This window comes from Streptococcus sp. Marseille-Q7087 (assembly GCF_965111935.1).
In genome coordinates this window covers 353,385-369,425 of record NZ_CBCOPJ010000001.1, presented here as the reverse complement: position 1 = coordinate 369,425, position 16,041 = coordinate 353,385, and the positions used below count along the sequence as shown (strand labels likewise).

General features: G+C 39.5%; 13 protein-coding genes. 3 read left to right on the top strand and 10 right to left on the bottom strand.

From position 1 onward, the window contains the following. Positions 1-222 precede the first annotated feature (222 nt). Entirely contained in the window at positions 223-2,538 is a 2,316-nt protein-coding gene (gene pflB / locus ACWPVF_RS01955; RefSeq protein WP_178895380.1) for a formate C-acetyltransferase, read from the bottom strand. 239 nt (positions 2,539-2,777) lie between these two features. Between pflB and dinB the strand changes: the two genes are divergently transcribed. Further along, complete coding sequence (gene dinB, locus ACWPVF_RS01950) at positions 2,778-3,839, top strand: DNA polymerase IV (RefSeq protein WP_414307283.1); 1,062 nt, start codon at positions 2,778-2,780, stop codon at positions 3,837-3,839. A gap of 34 nt (positions 3,840-3,873) precedes the next feature. Here dinB and ACWPVF_RS01945 read toward each other — a convergent pair whose 3' ends face one another. Both ACWPVF_RS01945 and ACWPVF_RS01940 read right to left on the bottom strand, forming a co-directional pair. After that, entirely contained in the window at positions 3,874-4,719 is an 846-nt protein-coding gene (locus tag ACWPVF_RS01945; protein ID WP_045614387.1) for an undecaprenyl-diphosphate phosphatase, read from the bottom strand. A 61-nt stretch (positions 4,720-4,780) separates the two neighbouring features. After that, entirely contained in the window at positions 4,781-6,673 is a 1,893-nt protein-coding gene (locus tag ACWPVF_RS01940) for a DUF2207 family protein (RefSeq protein WP_454384366.1), read from the bottom strand. Positions 6,674-6,803: 130 nt separating this feature from the next. On the opposite strand from ACWPVF_RS01940, the gene ACWPVF_RS01935 reads away from it, so the two are divergent. Then, positions 6,804-8,369: an ABC transporter substrate-binding protein/permease gene (locus ACWPVF_RS01935; protein ID WP_454384364.1), complete on the top strand. Its 1,566-nt coding sequence runs from the start codon at positions 6,804-6,806 to the stop codon at positions 8,367-8,369. Further along, positions 8,369-9,109: an amino acid ABC transporter ATP-binding protein gene (locus ACWPVF_RS01930; RefSeq protein ID WP_045614395.1), complete on the top strand. Its 741-nt coding sequence runs from the start codon at positions 8,369-8,371 to the stop codon at positions 9,107-9,109. Before ACWPVF_RS01935 ends, ACWPVF_RS01930 begins: the two co-directional genes overlap by 1 nt. An 84-nt stretch (positions 9,110-9,193) precedes the next feature. On the opposite strand, the gene ACWPVF_RS01925 is transcribed toward ACWPVF_RS01930, so the two are convergent. The 7 genes from ACWPVF_RS01925 to rplA form a co-directional block, all read right to left on the bottom strand. Beyond that, positions 9,194-9,409 (bottom strand): capsule biosynthesis transcriptional regulator, encoded by a 216-nt coding sequence (locus ACWPVF_RS01925; protein WP_002893653.1) that lies wholly within the window; start codon positions 9,407-9,409, stop codon positions 9,194-9,196. A 105-nt stretch (positions 9,410-9,514) separates the two neighbouring features. Next, positions 9,515-10,411, bottom strand: a complete 897-nt coding sequence (locus tag ACWPVF_RS01920; protein ID WP_045614399.1) for an SPFH domain-containing protein — start codon at positions 10,409-10,411, stop codon at positions 9,515-9,517. An 82-nt stretch (positions 10,412-10,493) separates the two neighbouring features. Then, complete coding sequence (gene ilvA / locus ACWPVF_RS01915; RefSeq protein WP_454384361.1) at positions 10,494-11,744, bottom strand: threonine ammonia-lyase IlvA; 1,251 nt, start codon at positions 11,742-11,744, stop codon at positions 10,494-10,496. Positions 11,745-11,823: 79 nt separating this feature from the next. Then, the gene (gene ilvC, locus ACWPVF_RS01910) at positions 11,824-12,846 is read right to left on the bottom strand and encodes a ketol-acid reductoisomerase (RefSeq protein WP_441348523.1); all 1,023 of its coding nucleotides are present in this window, start codon (positions 12,844-12,846) and stop codon (positions 11,824-11,826) included. Between the two features lie 65 nt (positions 12,847-12,911). Next, positions 12,912-13,388, bottom strand: coding sequence for an acetolactate synthase small subunit (gene ilvN, locus ACWPVF_RS01905; RefSeq protein ID WP_006150351.1), 477 nt, complete (start codon positions 13,386-13,388; stop codon positions 12,912-12,914). Continuing rightward, positions 13,381-15,081 carry an acetolactate synthase large subunit gene (locus tag ACWPVF_RS01900; RefSeq protein ID WP_454384359.1) on the bottom strand — a complete coding sequence of 567 codons (1,701 nt, stop codon included), beginning with the start codon at positions 15,079-15,081 and terminating at the stop codon, positions 13,381-13,383. The genes ilvN and ACWPVF_RS01900 overlap by 8 nt, the downstream gene beginning before the upstream one ends. A gap of 209 nt (positions 15,082-15,290) precedes the next feature. Beyond that, the gene (rplA, locus tag ACWPVF_RS01895) at positions 15,291-15,980 is read right to left on the bottom strand and encodes a 50S ribosomal protein L1 (RefSeq protein WP_045614410.1); all 690 of its coding nucleotides are present in this window, start codon (positions 15,978-15,980) and stop codon (positions 15,291-15,293) included. Between the last annotated feature and the right edge of the window lie 61 nt (positions 15,981-16,041).

Genomic DNA, 16,041 nt, shown 5'->3' with positions numbered 1-16,041 from the left:
CCTCTTTTCTAGGTTTTACCCATACTTTGATCTTAAGATAGTATATACAATCATCTTAAAATCAAGGTTTTCTAAGGACTTTCCTTATCCTTATGTTTTTAGTATATCACTTTGGTCAGTTTTAGTCAAGGATTTTGACTAAATTTGACTAACTTTTTTAAATTTTCTTATATCAAAAAAACCAGTCAAAATGACTGGTTTTTGATTTACTATTTATGAATCTTAGCTCAATGCATCATCCATTGAAAGAACTTCGTGGAAGACACGTTGTGTCAATTCAGTTTTTTGTTCTGGAGTGAGGTACTTAGTATTTACACAGTATCCTGAGATACGTACGATTACGTCTTCACCTGACATGATCTTTTCGTAAACATCGTTCAAGTCCATAACGTTCAAGTTAACGTGTTGTCCACCGTTTTCGAAGTAACCATCAAGGATTGTTACCAAGTTATCAACTTGTTCGTCACGAGTCTTACCAAGAGCACGAGGTGAAACTTGAGTTGTCAATGAGATACCATCAGCTGCGTAACCAAAGTCAAGGCTAGCAAGTGAGTTCAAGTTTTGCAACCATCCACCTTTAGCTTTGTTAGATGGGTTAGCACCTGGTGAGAAGAATTCAAGTTTAGACAAGTTCACTGAACCATCTTCGTTGAGGTATACACCTTTGTGGACTGGTGAGTTACCAGTTTGTTTAGAGTATGCAACGTTAGATGTGATTGTCAAAAGTGATACAGTAGCTTCTGCGTCTTTGTAAAGTTTGTGGCTACGTAGACGAGTTGTGTAAGCTTCGATCAACCATTCTGCCAATTCGTTTGAACGTGGGTCATCTTCACCCCAACGTGGGTATTCACCGATTGTTTCGTAATCGTAGATGTAGCCATTTTCGTCACGGATTGGTTTAACTGTAGCGTACTTAATAGCTGACAATGTATCAACAGTGTTGGCGAATCCACAGATACCGAATCCCATGTTAGCACGTTGTTTAGTTGGCAAGAAGGCCATTTGAACAGCTTCGTAGTTGTACTTATCAGTCATGTAGTGGATGATGTTCAAAGCATCTACGTAAGTGTCAGTCAACCAGTCAAGAGATTTTTCAAAGTTAGCTTTAACTGATTCAAACTCAAGAACTTCGTCACGGATTGGTTCGATATCAAATACTTTGTAGTCTTTATGAACATCGTCGTAACCACCGTTCAAACCAGTAAGAAGAGCTTTAAGAACGTTAACGCGAGCACCGAAGTACTGGATGTTGTGACGTTGTTCTTCATTTTCTGGGTCAAGTGGAGATACACAGCATGAGATACAGCTCATTTCACCGTATCCATCTTTAGCCATTGTTGTAACACCTTCATATTGGATTGAAGAGTGTTTGTGGCTCATGTGCATACAGTAGCGACGGAAGTTGTATGGCAATTTATCAGTCCAAAGAACTGTCAAGTTTGGTTCTGGAGAGTTACCGATGTTGTCAAGAGTGTTCAAGAAACGGTAGTCCATCTTAGTAACACGGTGACGACCGTCGTTACCCATACCAGCCATAGAAGTTGTGATGAAGGTTGGGTCACCTGAGTACAATTGGTCGTAAGCTTTTGTACGAGCAAATTTAACTGTACGAAGTTTCATAACGAAATCATCAACAAATTCTTGGATTTCTGATTCAGTAAATGTACCACGAGCAAGGTCACGTTCTGCAAAGATATCCAATACGATTGGCACACGTCCTAGAGATGTAGCAGCACCGTTGATCACACGGCAGACAGCCATGAAGGCGATGTTTACCCATTGGATAGCTTCTTTAGTGTTCATCGCTGGTTTGCGAACATCTACTCCGTAAAGATCACCCAAGCGTACAACTTGTTGCAATGCTTGATATTGAAGGTTGATTTCTTCACGAAGACGGATTGTTTCTTCATCGATTTCTTCGATTGAGTTCCAGTCGTTAACTTTTTCTTGCATCAAGTAGTCTGCACCGTAAAGAGCAAGACGTGCGTAAACACCGATGATACGTCCACGTGAGTATGCATCTGGAAGACCCGTTACAGTGTGAGCGTGACGAGCACGACGAATGTTTGAAGTGTAAGCACGGAAGATCCCATCGTTAACAGTTGTTACGTATTTAGTGAAAATTTCGTGAACAGCTGGATCTGGTTCGTATCCATTTTCTTTCAAAGTAGTTTCAGCCATACGGATACCACCTTTTGGCATGAAGTTCAATTTGAAGAGTTCATCGTTTTGGATACCATAAATCAATTCGTTTTCTTTGTCGATAAATCCAGCAGGAATATCAGCAATAGAAGTTGGACGAGTGTCCATTGGGAAACGAGTTTCTTCGTAGTGTGCTTTAGTTTCTTCTACGATTTTTTTGATGTGAAGTGAACGCTCTGTTGGTCCTGCAAGGAAGCTTTCATCTCCATCATAAGGTGTGTAGTTAGCTTGTACAAAGCGTGATACACTTGCTTTTTCTTTCCAGTCAACACCTTTAAAGCCTTCCCAGGCTTTGTCAAAAATGTCCTGTGCTTCAACAACTGTCTTAACAACCATGTTAATGTCCTCTTTTATCTTTCTAGTAACAGTCATCTGTTACATTCATGTATTCAGTATACCACACAGTAAACGATTTCAACAAGTGAAATCACCTTTTTTTAACACTTTCTTTTATAATACAGTTGTTATTTTCTCGATAACTGTATTATAGTTTTGAAAAAAGATTTACCTATTTTCTATTTTTTCTGAAAAAGGTTATAATATAGCTAGTAATTCTATCAAAGAAAGGTCATCACATGCTGATATTTCCACTGATGAATGATTTATCTCGTAAAATCATCCATATTGACATGGATGCCTTTTTTGCTGCCGTAGAAATTCGTGACAATCCCAAACTTAAAGGGAAACCTGTTATTATTGGTAGCGACCCAAGAAAAACAGGAGGTCGCGGAGTTGTTTCGACTTGTAGTTATGAAGCGAGAGCCTTTGGCATCCACTCAGCTATGAGTTCCAAAGAGGCCTATGAGCGTTGTCCGCAAGCCGTTTTCATTTCTGGAAACTACGAAAAATATACTGCTGTCGGTCAACAGATACGAGCTATTTTCAAACGATATACAGATAAAATTGAGCCTATGAGTATCGATGAAGCCTATCTAGACGTAACTGAAAACAAACTCGGTATCAAATCTGCCGTTAAGATTGCTCGCTTAATTCAGCAGGATATTTGGCAAGAACTCCATCTGACCGCTTCTGCCGGTGTTTCTTATAATAAGTTTTTAGCTAAAATGGCTAGTGACTATCAAAAACCTCGTGGTTTGACGGTTATTCTCCCTGAAGAAGCCGAAAACTTCCTCAAACAAATGGATATTGCTAAATTCCACGGCGTTGGCAAGAAAACTGTTGAGAAATTACATCAAATGGGAGTATTCACGGGAGCCGATCTCCTAGAAATTTCTGAAATTACGCTTATTGATCGTTTTGGACGACTTGGATTTGACCTTTATCGAAAGGCTCGTGGGATTGATAATTCTGCCGTTAAATCTGACCGTATTCGTAAGTCTATTGGTAAAGAAAAAACCTATAGTAAAATTCTTAGTCTGGAAGAAGATATCAAAAAAGAGCTAACTCTCCTTTCGGAAAAAGTCGCTCTTAGTCTTCAAAAATATGAAAAAAGTGGTAAAATCGTCATTTTGAAAATCCGCTATGCTGACTTTTCTACTTTGACAAAACGAAAAACACTGAGCCAACAAACACAAGACTCTGAAGAAATCGCACAAAGCATTATCCAACTCTACGAAACACTTAGTGATAAAGACAAGGGTGTCCGCTTATTGGGAGTCACTGTGACAGGATTTTAAAAACCTTGAAGGAAATTTCCCTCAAGGTTTTTTCTTATACAAATAATCGAACAAAGCTATAAAGCAACAAGACACTACCAAGAACAATACGGTATTTACCGAAGACTGTGAAGTCGTGTTTTTTTACATAGCCGGTCAAGAAACGAATAGCAACCATGCTGACTGCAAAAGCGACTACCATGGCGACTAGGAGCAAGAAGAATTGACCAAAACTCAATACTTCCCCTGCTTTGATGAATTTAAAAATCTTCAAGGCACTAGCTCCAAACATAACAGGAATTCCTAGATAGAAGGTGAATTCTGTCACCACTGAACGACTGGTTCCATTTAACAAACCACCGACGATAGTCGCACCTGAACGGCTAGTTCCTGGTAAAAGAGCCAAGACTTGGAAAAGACCAATATAGAGGGCTGTTTTATAAGGCAACTTATCTAGCTCAGTTACTGTTGGCTCAATTGCTTGTGCTTTGTTGCGTTTTTCAAGATAAATGAAAGCAACCCCATAAACTATCAACATAATGGCTACTGAAACCATATTATGGAAGTGAGTATCAAACCAATCATCAAACTTAAAGACTAGAAGAAGAGGGAGAGTCGCAACAAATACTTTAGACCATAATTGCCAAGTTCTACGAACTTGAACTTTATCCTTACCTGGTTTGAAAGGATTAAGTTTGTTAAAGTAGATAACCATGACGGCTAGGATAGCACCCAGTTGAATGACTACGTTAAACATAGACATGAAGGCTTCATTTTGATCTTTATACTGGATAAACTCTTCTGCCAAAATTAAGTGACCAGTACTCGAAATCGGCAACCATTCCGTAATTCCTTCAACAATACCAAAAAAGATAGATTTTAAAATTTCAATAAGATACATAGATAACTCCTTTTTCTATCCTCCATTATATCATACTTTTAAAGGCTGTGTTTAGTTTTCTTTAGAAAGCACCAACACTTCCTCCGCCACCACCGCCTGAGAAACCTCCACCAGAGCTACCACTTCCGGATGATACAGAAAAAGTACTTGCTGTATTTGCGATGGTTGCATAATGGCTTATTTGCGCTGTTGAATGATAAAACATACTATGCCAGCCATAGGCTACATAGAGATTGATATCTAGATTTTCCACTTGAATATGATGAACCTTCATCAAGTGACTGACCTTGTCCGCATAGCCAAATAAGGTCGCATAGACCAAGAGGCGATTCCAGACTACAATACTTTCCAATTCAACCTGATCCAATCGTGCAATCTCACGCAACATATTTTCAAAACTGGTCCAGAGATAGTAGACTTCTGCTCCCGCTTCATTTAGAACACCATCACGATTATCTAGTCGAAGCTTCCAATAATAGAAAACAGCCAAAACTAATCCTAGAAAACCAAGTATTGGCAAGGGGAGGTAAAGATATCCATGAACGTCTAAACTGTACAAGAACAAACCAAATCCTATAAATAGGGGTAAGATAGTGGAGATACCCATACTCACTTGCAAGACCTTTTCCCCGCTAGTCAAGGGGCGATAATAATCTGGTAGCCCCCAGAAGGAAACTCGATTTCTCACCCCTTCTTGCATCTGTTTCAATGCTCTTTCAAAAGAATATTTGAGCTGACTCCCCTTTGCTTGAATACGTTTTTCATCAGAGACTTTTGCTCTACGATAAAGACTATCAGATACCTTATAATCCGCAAACAAATTTGAAAGAGCTGCTTCTTTTTTGTTTGAAAAGGCCAGATTTATACAGTCTTTCTCAAAGTTTGACAAACCATCTTCTTTTACCAGCCTCAAGCCAACTGCATCTCCTTCTGAAATAATAGAAACATTCCCACGGTCAATCACATCTAGCAAAGTAGCTTGAATGAGTTGATCAAAGGTGAATTTGCCTGCTCCTTTGATTAGAGGACTCACTTCCTCCAAAGAGGTCGAGTAAACTGCTTCTGATAAAACCATAGGTTCTAATTCCATTGGTGGTTCATAGAGACGATGATTTTTGGCATATTTGACTGAAGGTCCTGTCTTTCTTTTATAAATAAAATAGAAGAAGATACTCAATAACAAGGAAAGAGACAAAATCAAAGGAAACACCCAAGTTACTATATATTTACTCTGCTCTTTTTCTCTAACAATCGAGTCTTCTATCTTATTAAACTCTTCTAAACGATTCCCTTTCAAGTCCTGATCCGTAGCGCTAGCAAAATCAGTTCGAGGCCAGTAGGCATGCAACTCAACTCCGCGCTTAGACGGAAGATTGTCTAAGCGAATAGTATAGTCATGACCACTCTGTTCGATCCTTCCCTCTCTATAGAGTTGCCCTGTGTGGAAAAAGAGTTTTTCAGCCCCCTTCTCTCCACTTACGTGAAACTCAAACTTTTCAATAGATTCTGAACTATCTGTTAAGGGTCGCCAATTTAATTCAGCGATATCATCATATAGGAAAAGAAGATTTTTCAATTGCCAGGTAAGTTCCACTTCGACCCTGTCCCCTTCCTGACCTGGATTATAGACCTTAACAGTATAACCTTTCGTTTCTTCTGTCACTTCGCTAGTAAGATTTTCGATTTTATGACCATTTTTAAAGGCCTCAATCTTTGGCTGAGGAACAATTTCAAATCCACTAGGCATCTTGCCTGCACGACCAATCCCCACGATTTGGCCATTAAAATCCTCCTCGAACTGGTAAACTATCTTCTGCCTAAATTCCGCTGTATTATCTGCATGAATATACAGTTCTCCTTTATATGATGGAATGCTAAAATCCACAGCAAAAACCATTTTTGGAACAATTATCAGACAAGTAAATATGAGTACTATTAACCATCTTTTTTTCATAATATAGCCTCTTTTGACCTTTTTTTCATTATATCATTTTTTTCCAAGTAAGAGTTTACTTGTATTGAAAATCTCACCATTTTTAGATACAATAGAGGGAGCCATTTTTAGACTAGAAATAGGAGAAAACATGAAAAAATTATGCTTAACTTTCCTTGCTAGCCTGGCCCTTGCTTTAGGGCTAGTTAGCCAGGTCCAAGCCGATGAATATTTACGCATCGGAATGGAGGCAGCTTACGCACCTTTTAACTGGACTCAGGATGATGACAGTAATGGTGCTGTCAAAATCGATGGAACCAACCAATATGCCAACGGTTACGATGTCCAAATTGCTAAAAAGATTGCTAAGGACCTTGGTAAAGAACCATTGGTTGTAAAAACTAAATGGGAAGGACTTGTCCCAGCCCTTACCTCTGGTAAAATCGATATGATTATCGCAGGTATGAGTCCAACCGCTGAGCGCAAACAAGAAATTGCATTCTCAAGCAGCTACTACACTAGCGAACCAGTACTTTTGGTCAAGAAGGATTCTGCCTATGCCAATGCTAAATCATTGGACGGTTTTAGCGGAGCAAAAATCACTTCTCAACAAGGTGTTTACCTATATGACTTGATTTCACAAATCTCAGGTGCTCAGAAAGAAACTGCTATGGGTGATTTTGCGCAAATGCGACAAGCTCTTGAAGCTGGAGTCATCGATGCCTATGTCTCTGAACGTCCAGAAGCCTTAACTGCTGAATCAACAAACGCTAAGTTCAAAATGATTCAACCTGAACCTGGCTTTAAAACTGGGGAGGAAGATACATCTATCGCTATCGGTTTACGTAAAGACGACGAACGAATCAGTCAAATCAATGCTAGCATTGAAACCATTTCTAAAGAAGAACAAGTTGCGCTCATGGATCGTATGATCAAAGAGCAACCTGCCGAATCTACAACAACTGAAGAAAGCAACAGTAATTTCTTTGGCCAAGTTGCTAAAATTCTATCTGAGAACTGGCAACAACTCTTGCGTGGTGCTGGTATTACTCTTATCATTTCCATTATCGGTACTATCGTCGGTCTCATCATTGGTCTTGCTATCGGTGTCTTCCGTACTGCACCTCAATCTGAAAATCAATTTATCTACGTAATCCAAAATCTACTTGGATGGATTCTCAACGTCTATATTGAAATTTTCCGTGGTACGCCTATGATTGTACAAGCCATGGTTATCTACTATGGTACTGCACAAGCCTTTGGAATCAACCTAGACCGAACACTGGCTGCTATCTTTATCGTTTCTATCAATACGGGTGCCTACATGACAGAAATCGTCCGTGGTGGTATTCTGGCTGTTGATAAGGGACAATTCGAAGCGGCAACTGCACTTGGTATGACTCATAATCAAACCATGCGTAAGATTGTTTTGCCTCAAGTTGTTCGAAATATTCTACCAGCAACTGGTAATGAGTTCGTCATCAACATCAAGGATACTTCTGTATTGAACGTTATCTCTGTTGTAGAACTTTACTTCTCAGGAAATACAGTAGCAACACAAACCTACCAATACTTCCAAACCTTTACCATCATCGCAGTTATCTACTTTGTCCTTACCTTTACAGTAACGCGTATTCTCCGTTACATTGAAAAACGTATGGATATGGATACCTACACAACAGGTGCTAACCAAATGCAAACGGAGGATTTGAAATAATGAATCAACCCATTCTTGAAATCAAACACCTCAAAAAATCCTATGGACAAAACGAGGTCCTAAAAGACATCTCACTCACTATTCATAAAGGAGAAGTGATTTCTATCATCGGTAGTTCCGGTAGTGGTAAATCAACCTTCCTACGTTCTATCAACCTTCTCGAAACCCCAACTGAAGGTGAAATTCTTTATCACGGTGAAAACGTCCTTGAAAAAGGGTATAATCTTACTCACTATCGCGAAAAACTAGGAATGGTCTTCCAGTCCTTTAATCTTTTTGAAAATCTCAATGTTCTCGAAAATACAATCGTTGCCCAAACAACTGTACTCAAACGTGAACGCTCAGAAGCAGAGAAAATCGCAAAAGAAAACCTTGAGAAGGTTGGTATGGGAGAACGTTTCTGGCAAGCTAAACCAAAGCAACTTTCTGGTGGTCAAAAGCAACGTGTAGCTATTGCTCGCGCTCTTTCTATGAACCCTGATGCCATTCTCTTTGACGAGCCTACATCAGCCCTCGACCCTGAAATGGTCGGTGAAGTTCTTAAAATCATGCAAGAACTAGCTCAGGAAGGATTGACTATGATTGTAGTAACCCACGAAATGGAATTTGCTCGCGATGTATCAAACCGTGTTATCTTTATGGATAAGGGAGTTATTGCAGAAGAAGGCAAACCTGAAGATCTATTTACCAACCCTAAAGAAGAACGCACCAGAGAATTTTTACAACGCTATCTTGGATAATCAAAAAAGACTGCAACCTGCAGTCTTTTTATATTTCCTAAAATGAAAAGGCAAGTTCTTTTCGAACCTGCCTATATCCAAAGACTAATCTTCAAATTTTTCATGATTTTTGTCGTAGAAATCAATTAAGCCGAGGGCTGTTTCAAAGGAAATATTTTTAACTTTTGCACGTCCTTGAGCTAAAGCAATGATAGACATTTCACGTGCATTTGTTTCCTTAGAAATACGATACCCTGTGATTTTTTTATCACGAACCCAGCTAACAACTGATTCTACTTTTTCAAAGTTAGACTTAGCCATGTTATTCTCCTATTTTTTTCTTTGCGCTATTTCATTCTATATGTTTTTATAGTGTTTGTCAATAAAAACGAATACATACACTGAATTAAAGCGCTCAGAACACAATTATTTGGCTTTTAAAGCCGATAATATATGGGTCCGTATATCTTCAACTCCATTAGGATTTGCTGGCAAGAATATAGTATTATTTCCTTGTTTGTCTGCAAAATTATTCAATGTGTCTAAATACTGATTGGTTAATAGGATTGACATAATTTGTTCTTCAGTTAATTCGACATTAGCTCCTTTTAACTCTTTAATAGAATCAGCAAGTCCATCAACAATTGCTTTCCGCTGCTCTGCGATCCCCACACCATGGAGACGATCTTTTTCTGCCTCAGCTTCTGCCGCTGTAACGATCTTAATTTTGTCTGCTTCAGCCAATTCTTGAGCGGCCACTCTCTTACGTTGAGCGGCATTGATTTCGTTCATTGATTGTTTGACTTCTGCATCCGGCTCAACTTTGGTAATGAGTGTCTTAACGATAATATACCCATACGTTGACATTTCTTCCGCTACTTGTTTTTGAACTTCTAATGCAATTTCATCTTTTTTCTCAAACAATTCATCCAAAGTTAATCTAGGAACAGATGAGCGTAATGCATCTTCAATATAAGATTTAATTTGAGCTTCCGGTCTCATCAATTTATAGTAAGCATCTGTAACGTTTTGCTCATTTACACGGTATTGAGTTGCGACATTCATGGTCACAAAAACGTTATCTTGGGTTTTGGTTTCAACCACGATTTCACTTTGTAAAAGGCGTAGCTGTACACGAGCTGCAATTTTGTCAATGCCAAATGGTGCTCGCAGATGAATACCACTATTACTTAACTTTTGATATTTACCAAATCGTTCGATAATGGCAACAGATTGTTGACGAACGACATAAACAGAACTTACTAGAGTAACTCCCACAATAAGCATTAGAATTAATAGAACAAGTATAACTGGTAAAACCATGGGAATCTCCCCCTTTCTTCACTTACATTATAGCACTCACATATAGGTTAGGCAAATAATATGATAAAAATTTTATAGGATATTAAACAAGCATATTATATAGGGTTTCGTTCCCATTTAAGTTAATATAAGACGGGTCGAATTTTTCCATTCGATGAATCAAACCCGCATAATCGTGCTTATCCGCTAGAGCTACACCAATCAAAACAGGTCCAGTTCCCTTGCTAGCACGTTTGATATACTCAAAACGTGTGATATCATCATTCGGTCCCAAGATATCATTTACAAACTCTCGAAGGGCTCCAGGACGTTGCGGGAAATTCACTACAAAATAATGCTTGATGCCATCATAGATCAAGGCACGTTCTTCCATCTCTGGCATACGGTTGATGTCATTATTCCCTCCAGAGATGATACAACAAATAGTTTTTCCTTTAATATAATCAGATAACACTTCTAGGGCTGCAACACTAGCAGCACCCGCAGGTTCTGCTACGATCCCTTGTTTAGAGTAGAGATCAATTATGGTTTCAGAAATCAAACCTTCATCCACGCCAATAAGAGTCTGTACATTTTTACGAGTTGCCTCATAGGTCAACTGCCCTACTTTTTGGACAGCAATCCCATCAGCAAACTTATCAATTTCCTTGAGTTTGACTGGTCCTCCAGCTTCAAAGGCTGCCTTCATAGAACGAGCCCCTTCAGCCTCAACACCGATTACTTCAATTTCTGGATTTGTTTCTTTAATATAGGTAGAAACACCAGAAATAAGACCTCCACCTCCTACAGGTACCAAAACAGTATCAAAATCAATGGATTCTTTGCGTGCTTCTTCTAAAATCTCGTAGGCAACAGTTCCTTGTCCCGCTTGAACATAAGGATCATCGAAAGGATCGATAAAGGTACGATTTTCAGCGACTGTAAACTCTTGAGCTGCCTTGGCTGACGCATCAAAGGTATCTCCTACTAATTTAATGGTTACAAAATCACCACCAAAGAAACGAACCTGACCAATTTTCTGTTGAGGTGTTGTAATTGGCATAAAGATTGTTGCAGGAATCTTCATTTCATTACATGTGTAAGCAACTCCTTGGGCGTGATTTCCTGCTGAAGCACACACTACACCACGCTCACGTTCTTCTTTGTTCAATTGTGAAATCGCATAATAAGCACCACGAATCTTAAATGACCGAACGCGTTGAGCATTTTCTTTCTTGAGATAAATTTTAGCTCCGTATTTCTCTGATAAGTAATGATCATATTCTAACGGTGTGTTGACTACTACACCACTCAATACTTTATGGGCTTTTACCACATCTTTTGCACTAAGCATAATCTTCTCCTTAATTCGTTTTCAAGATAAAAAGCGGGTTAGGTACCCCCAACTCGCCTTCTATCTTTATTCTCAAAAATTAGTTGTAGATTTTGAATGCGTCATCGTCGTTTTTACCAACAAATGGCATTGCTTTACGCAATTCTGCACCAACCTTTTCAATTTCAAGGTTAGCTGCTTGTTCACGGTAAGCAGTCAATTTTGGACGACCAGCTTTGTAGTCGTTCACAAAGTCGTTGGCAAATTTACCATTTTGGATATCAGCAAGAACGGCTTTCATGTTTTCTTTGACTTGTTCAGTAATCACACGTGGACCTGACACATAGTCACCGTATTCAGCTGTGTTAGAGATTGATTGACGCATTTTCTTGAATCCACCTTCGTAGATCAAGTCAACGATCAATTTCATTTCGTGAAGCACTTCGAAGTAAGCCAATTCTGGAGCATAACCAGCTTCAGTCAAGACTTCAAAACCAGCTTCGATAAGGGCAGTCAAACCACCGCAAAGAACTGCTTGTTCACCAAACAAATCTTCTTCAGTTTCTTCTTTGTATGTTGTTTCAAGAAGACCTACACGCGCTGCACCAACACCTTTACACCAGTCCATAGCGATGTCTTTAGCATTTCCTGTAGCATCTTGGTATACGGCGTAAAGCGCTGGAACACCAAATCCTTCTTCGTAAGTACGACGTACCAAGTGTCCTGGTCCTTTAGGAGCACACATGAAGACATCAACATCTGCAGGAACTTTGATGAATTCGAAGTGGATGTTGAAACCATGTGCAAAACCAACTGCATTTCCAGCTTCCAAGTTTGGAGCGATTTCTGCCTCGTACAATTCTTGTTGAATTTCATCTGGTGCCAAAATCATGATAACATCAGCCAATTTAGTTGCTTCTGCTACTGTGTAAGTATCAAAACCATCTTCTTTAGCTTTATCAAATGATTTACCTGGACGAACGCCGATAATCACATCATGACCTGAATCACGCAAATTTTGAGCATGCGCATGTCCTTGTGAACCATAACCGATAACGGCGATTTTTTTACCGTCAAGTGCTGCTACTTTTACATCTTTTTCGTATTCCATTTGAACTGCCATAGTTTTTTCTCTCTTTTCTATTTTTATTGCCTGATAGGCTAAATTAACAAATTTAGATTGGATTTTTAATCACGGGTAAATCCAGTTGCACCCGTACGAGCAATATTCTTGATACCGTATGGTCGAATGACACGAATCAAGGCCTCACTCTTTTCTGCATTTCCCGTCATCTGAACGGTAATGGAGCTTGGAGCTACATCGACCACAGTTGCACGGAAAGGTTGAATGATGGCCAAAATTTCTGCTCGCTTCTCAGCTGGTGCAGCAATCTTAACCAAGATAACTTCTCGCTCTAGGTGAGGTTTATCAGTGATATCACGAACACGGATAACATCGACCTGACGGTTAAGTTGTTTGATAATTTGCTCCACTTCATCATTCGATGCGACATCAATGATAATAGTAATTCGTGATACATTAGGATTCTCCGTTGCACCCACAGAAATACTTTCGATATTAACTTGACGTCTCGACAAGACTCCTGTAAAGCGATTGAGAACACCTGAACGGTTTTGAAGTTTGGCTGTTAACATTCTACGCATTAAACTTCACCCCCAACATCTCATGATTACTCTTACCAGCTGGTACCATCGGTAAGACATGCTCTTTACGAGAAATATCTACTTCGATGAACATTGGTACATCCTCTTTGATGACTTCCAAATCCTTCTCTAAGGTTTCAGGATTGTCAAATTTATAATTTTTAATCCCGTAAGCCTGAGCCATTAATTGGAAATCAGGGAGGCTATCAAAGACTGACTCTGATGTTCGTCCTTCATAGAAGGCTTCTTGCCATTGACGAACCATCCCAAGCGAATGGTTATTGAGCATGATGACTTTGATTGGAATCTTGTAGATGTTCAAAATTGCCAATTCTTGGTTGGTCATCTGGAAACCACCGTCACCGACAAAGAGAACGACCTCTTTATCTGGATTAGCAATTTTTGCTCCTATGGCTGCAGGAACTCCGAATCCCATCGTTCCTAGACCACCTGAGGTTACCAATTGACGCTCGTTTTGGTAAGGATAGTATTGAGCTGTCCACATTTGGTGTTGGCCAACGTCAGTTACGACAATAGCATCACCCTTAGTCAATTCACCAATACGTTCAATAACCGCTTGTGGTTGGACGACACGTTCCTTCTTATCATAAGAACGAACACGATTCTTATCTTTGGTAACTTTTTCAATCCATTTTTCAGTATTGTTACGAACGATTGGCTCAGCTAGCAACTGCTGCAAGGCCTTTTTAGCATCTCCAACAACCGGAATATCAACAGCGATAATCTTACCAATCTCTGCTGGATCGATATCAATATGCGCTACTTTGGCATTCTTTGCAAAGGTCTTAGGATTTCCAGTTAAACGGTCATCAAAACGGCAACCAATAGAAATCATAAAATCAGCCTCAGTCATTGCGATATTAGCTGCAAAGGAACCATGCATTCCACCCATTCCCAAAAATAGTGGATGACTTGTTGCAATTGTCCCCTGTCCCAAAAGACTGGTAACAACAGGAATTTGATAACGCTCTGCAAATTCATTTAACTCCGCAGCAGCTTCAGCATAACTAATACCACCACCAGCTAGTAAAACAGGTTTTTTAGCCTTAGAGAGTTGTTTCAAGATTTTCTTGATTTGCATCTCATTAGGCTCAAGAGTTGGTTGATAACTTGGTAAATCTATTTCTGATGAATAGACGAAGTCCGTTTCAAGAGCAGAAACATCTTTTGGTAAGTCAATAACAACTGGACCTGGTCGACCCGTAGTCGCAATGTGCACAGCCTCTGTAATTACACGTGGAATATCCGCTGTTTCTCGAACCTGGTAGTTGTACTTGGTAATCGGCATGGTAATTCCGACAATATCTGCCTCCTGGAAAGCATCCTTACCGATTCCCGCTCTTGCCACCTGACCAGTGAAGACCAAAAGGGGAACACTATCACTCATAGCATCTGCAATACCAGTAATGGCATTAGTAGCTCCTGGTCCACTTGTGACGACTGCGACACCAAGTTTCCCTGTTGACTTAGCATAACCTTCTGCTTCATGAAGACAACCTTGTTCATGCCGACCTAGAATATGGCGAATGCCTTTAAAATTATAAATAGCATCATATAAAGGCAATACCGCCCCGCCTGGATAACCAAAAATCGTATCGATTCCTAGGTCACGGAGCGTTTCCAAAACGAGTTCTGAACCTGACTTTGGTGAATCTAAAATGATTTTCTCCATCGTTCCCCTTTCTCTTCTCAATAAAATGACTTGTTTCTATAATACCATTTTTTCAAAAATTTTCAAGACAAAAGAAACAATTTTCTGAATTTTCTATCTAGATACTTTACAATATCAAATTGATTAGAAAAATAATACGTATTCTTACCTTTTTTTATAGAAAAAAAGGTTGAGACTTAATTGCCTTCAACCTTTTTGTTTATTACTAATTAAAGTGAGTTAACGTCAACCTTGATACCAACACCTTGAGTAGTTGTGATTGTCAAGCTTGTTACGTAAGTTCCTTTAGCAGTAGCTGGTTTAGCTTTTTGGATTGTTTCGTTGAATGCTTTGAAGTTTTCAACCAACTTGTCAGCTTCAAATGAAACTTTACCGATGATAGCTTGTACGATACCTGCACGGTCAGCACGGTAAGTGATTTTACCACCTTTAGACTCTTCAACTGCTTTAGCAACATCCATTGTTACAGTACCAGTTTTAGGGTTTGGCATCAAGTTACGTGGTCCAAGGACACGTCCAAGACGTCCAACAAGAGCCATCATGTCAGGTGTAGCGATAACTACGTCGAAGTCCAACCAACCGTCGTTGATTTTAGCAACAAGGTCGTCTTCACCAACGAAGTCTGCACCAGCAGCTTTAGCTTCTTCAGCTTTTGCACCACGTGCAAATACAAGAACGCGAGATGTTTTACCAGTACCGTTTGGCAATACCATTGCTCCACGGATTTGTTGGTCAGCTTTTTTCACGTCGATGTTCAAGTTGTAAGCAACTTCTACAGTTGCATCAAATTTTGCAAAGTTAGTTTCTTTTGCAAGAGCTACAGCTTCTTCTACGCTGTATGCTTTTGTGCTGTCGATTTTCTCAAGAGCAGCACGAAGTTGTTTGCTTTTTTTAGCCATTTTCTATTCTCCTTGTAAGTGGTTCAATCGATTTTCATCTCCCACGTCACTTCTCGAAATG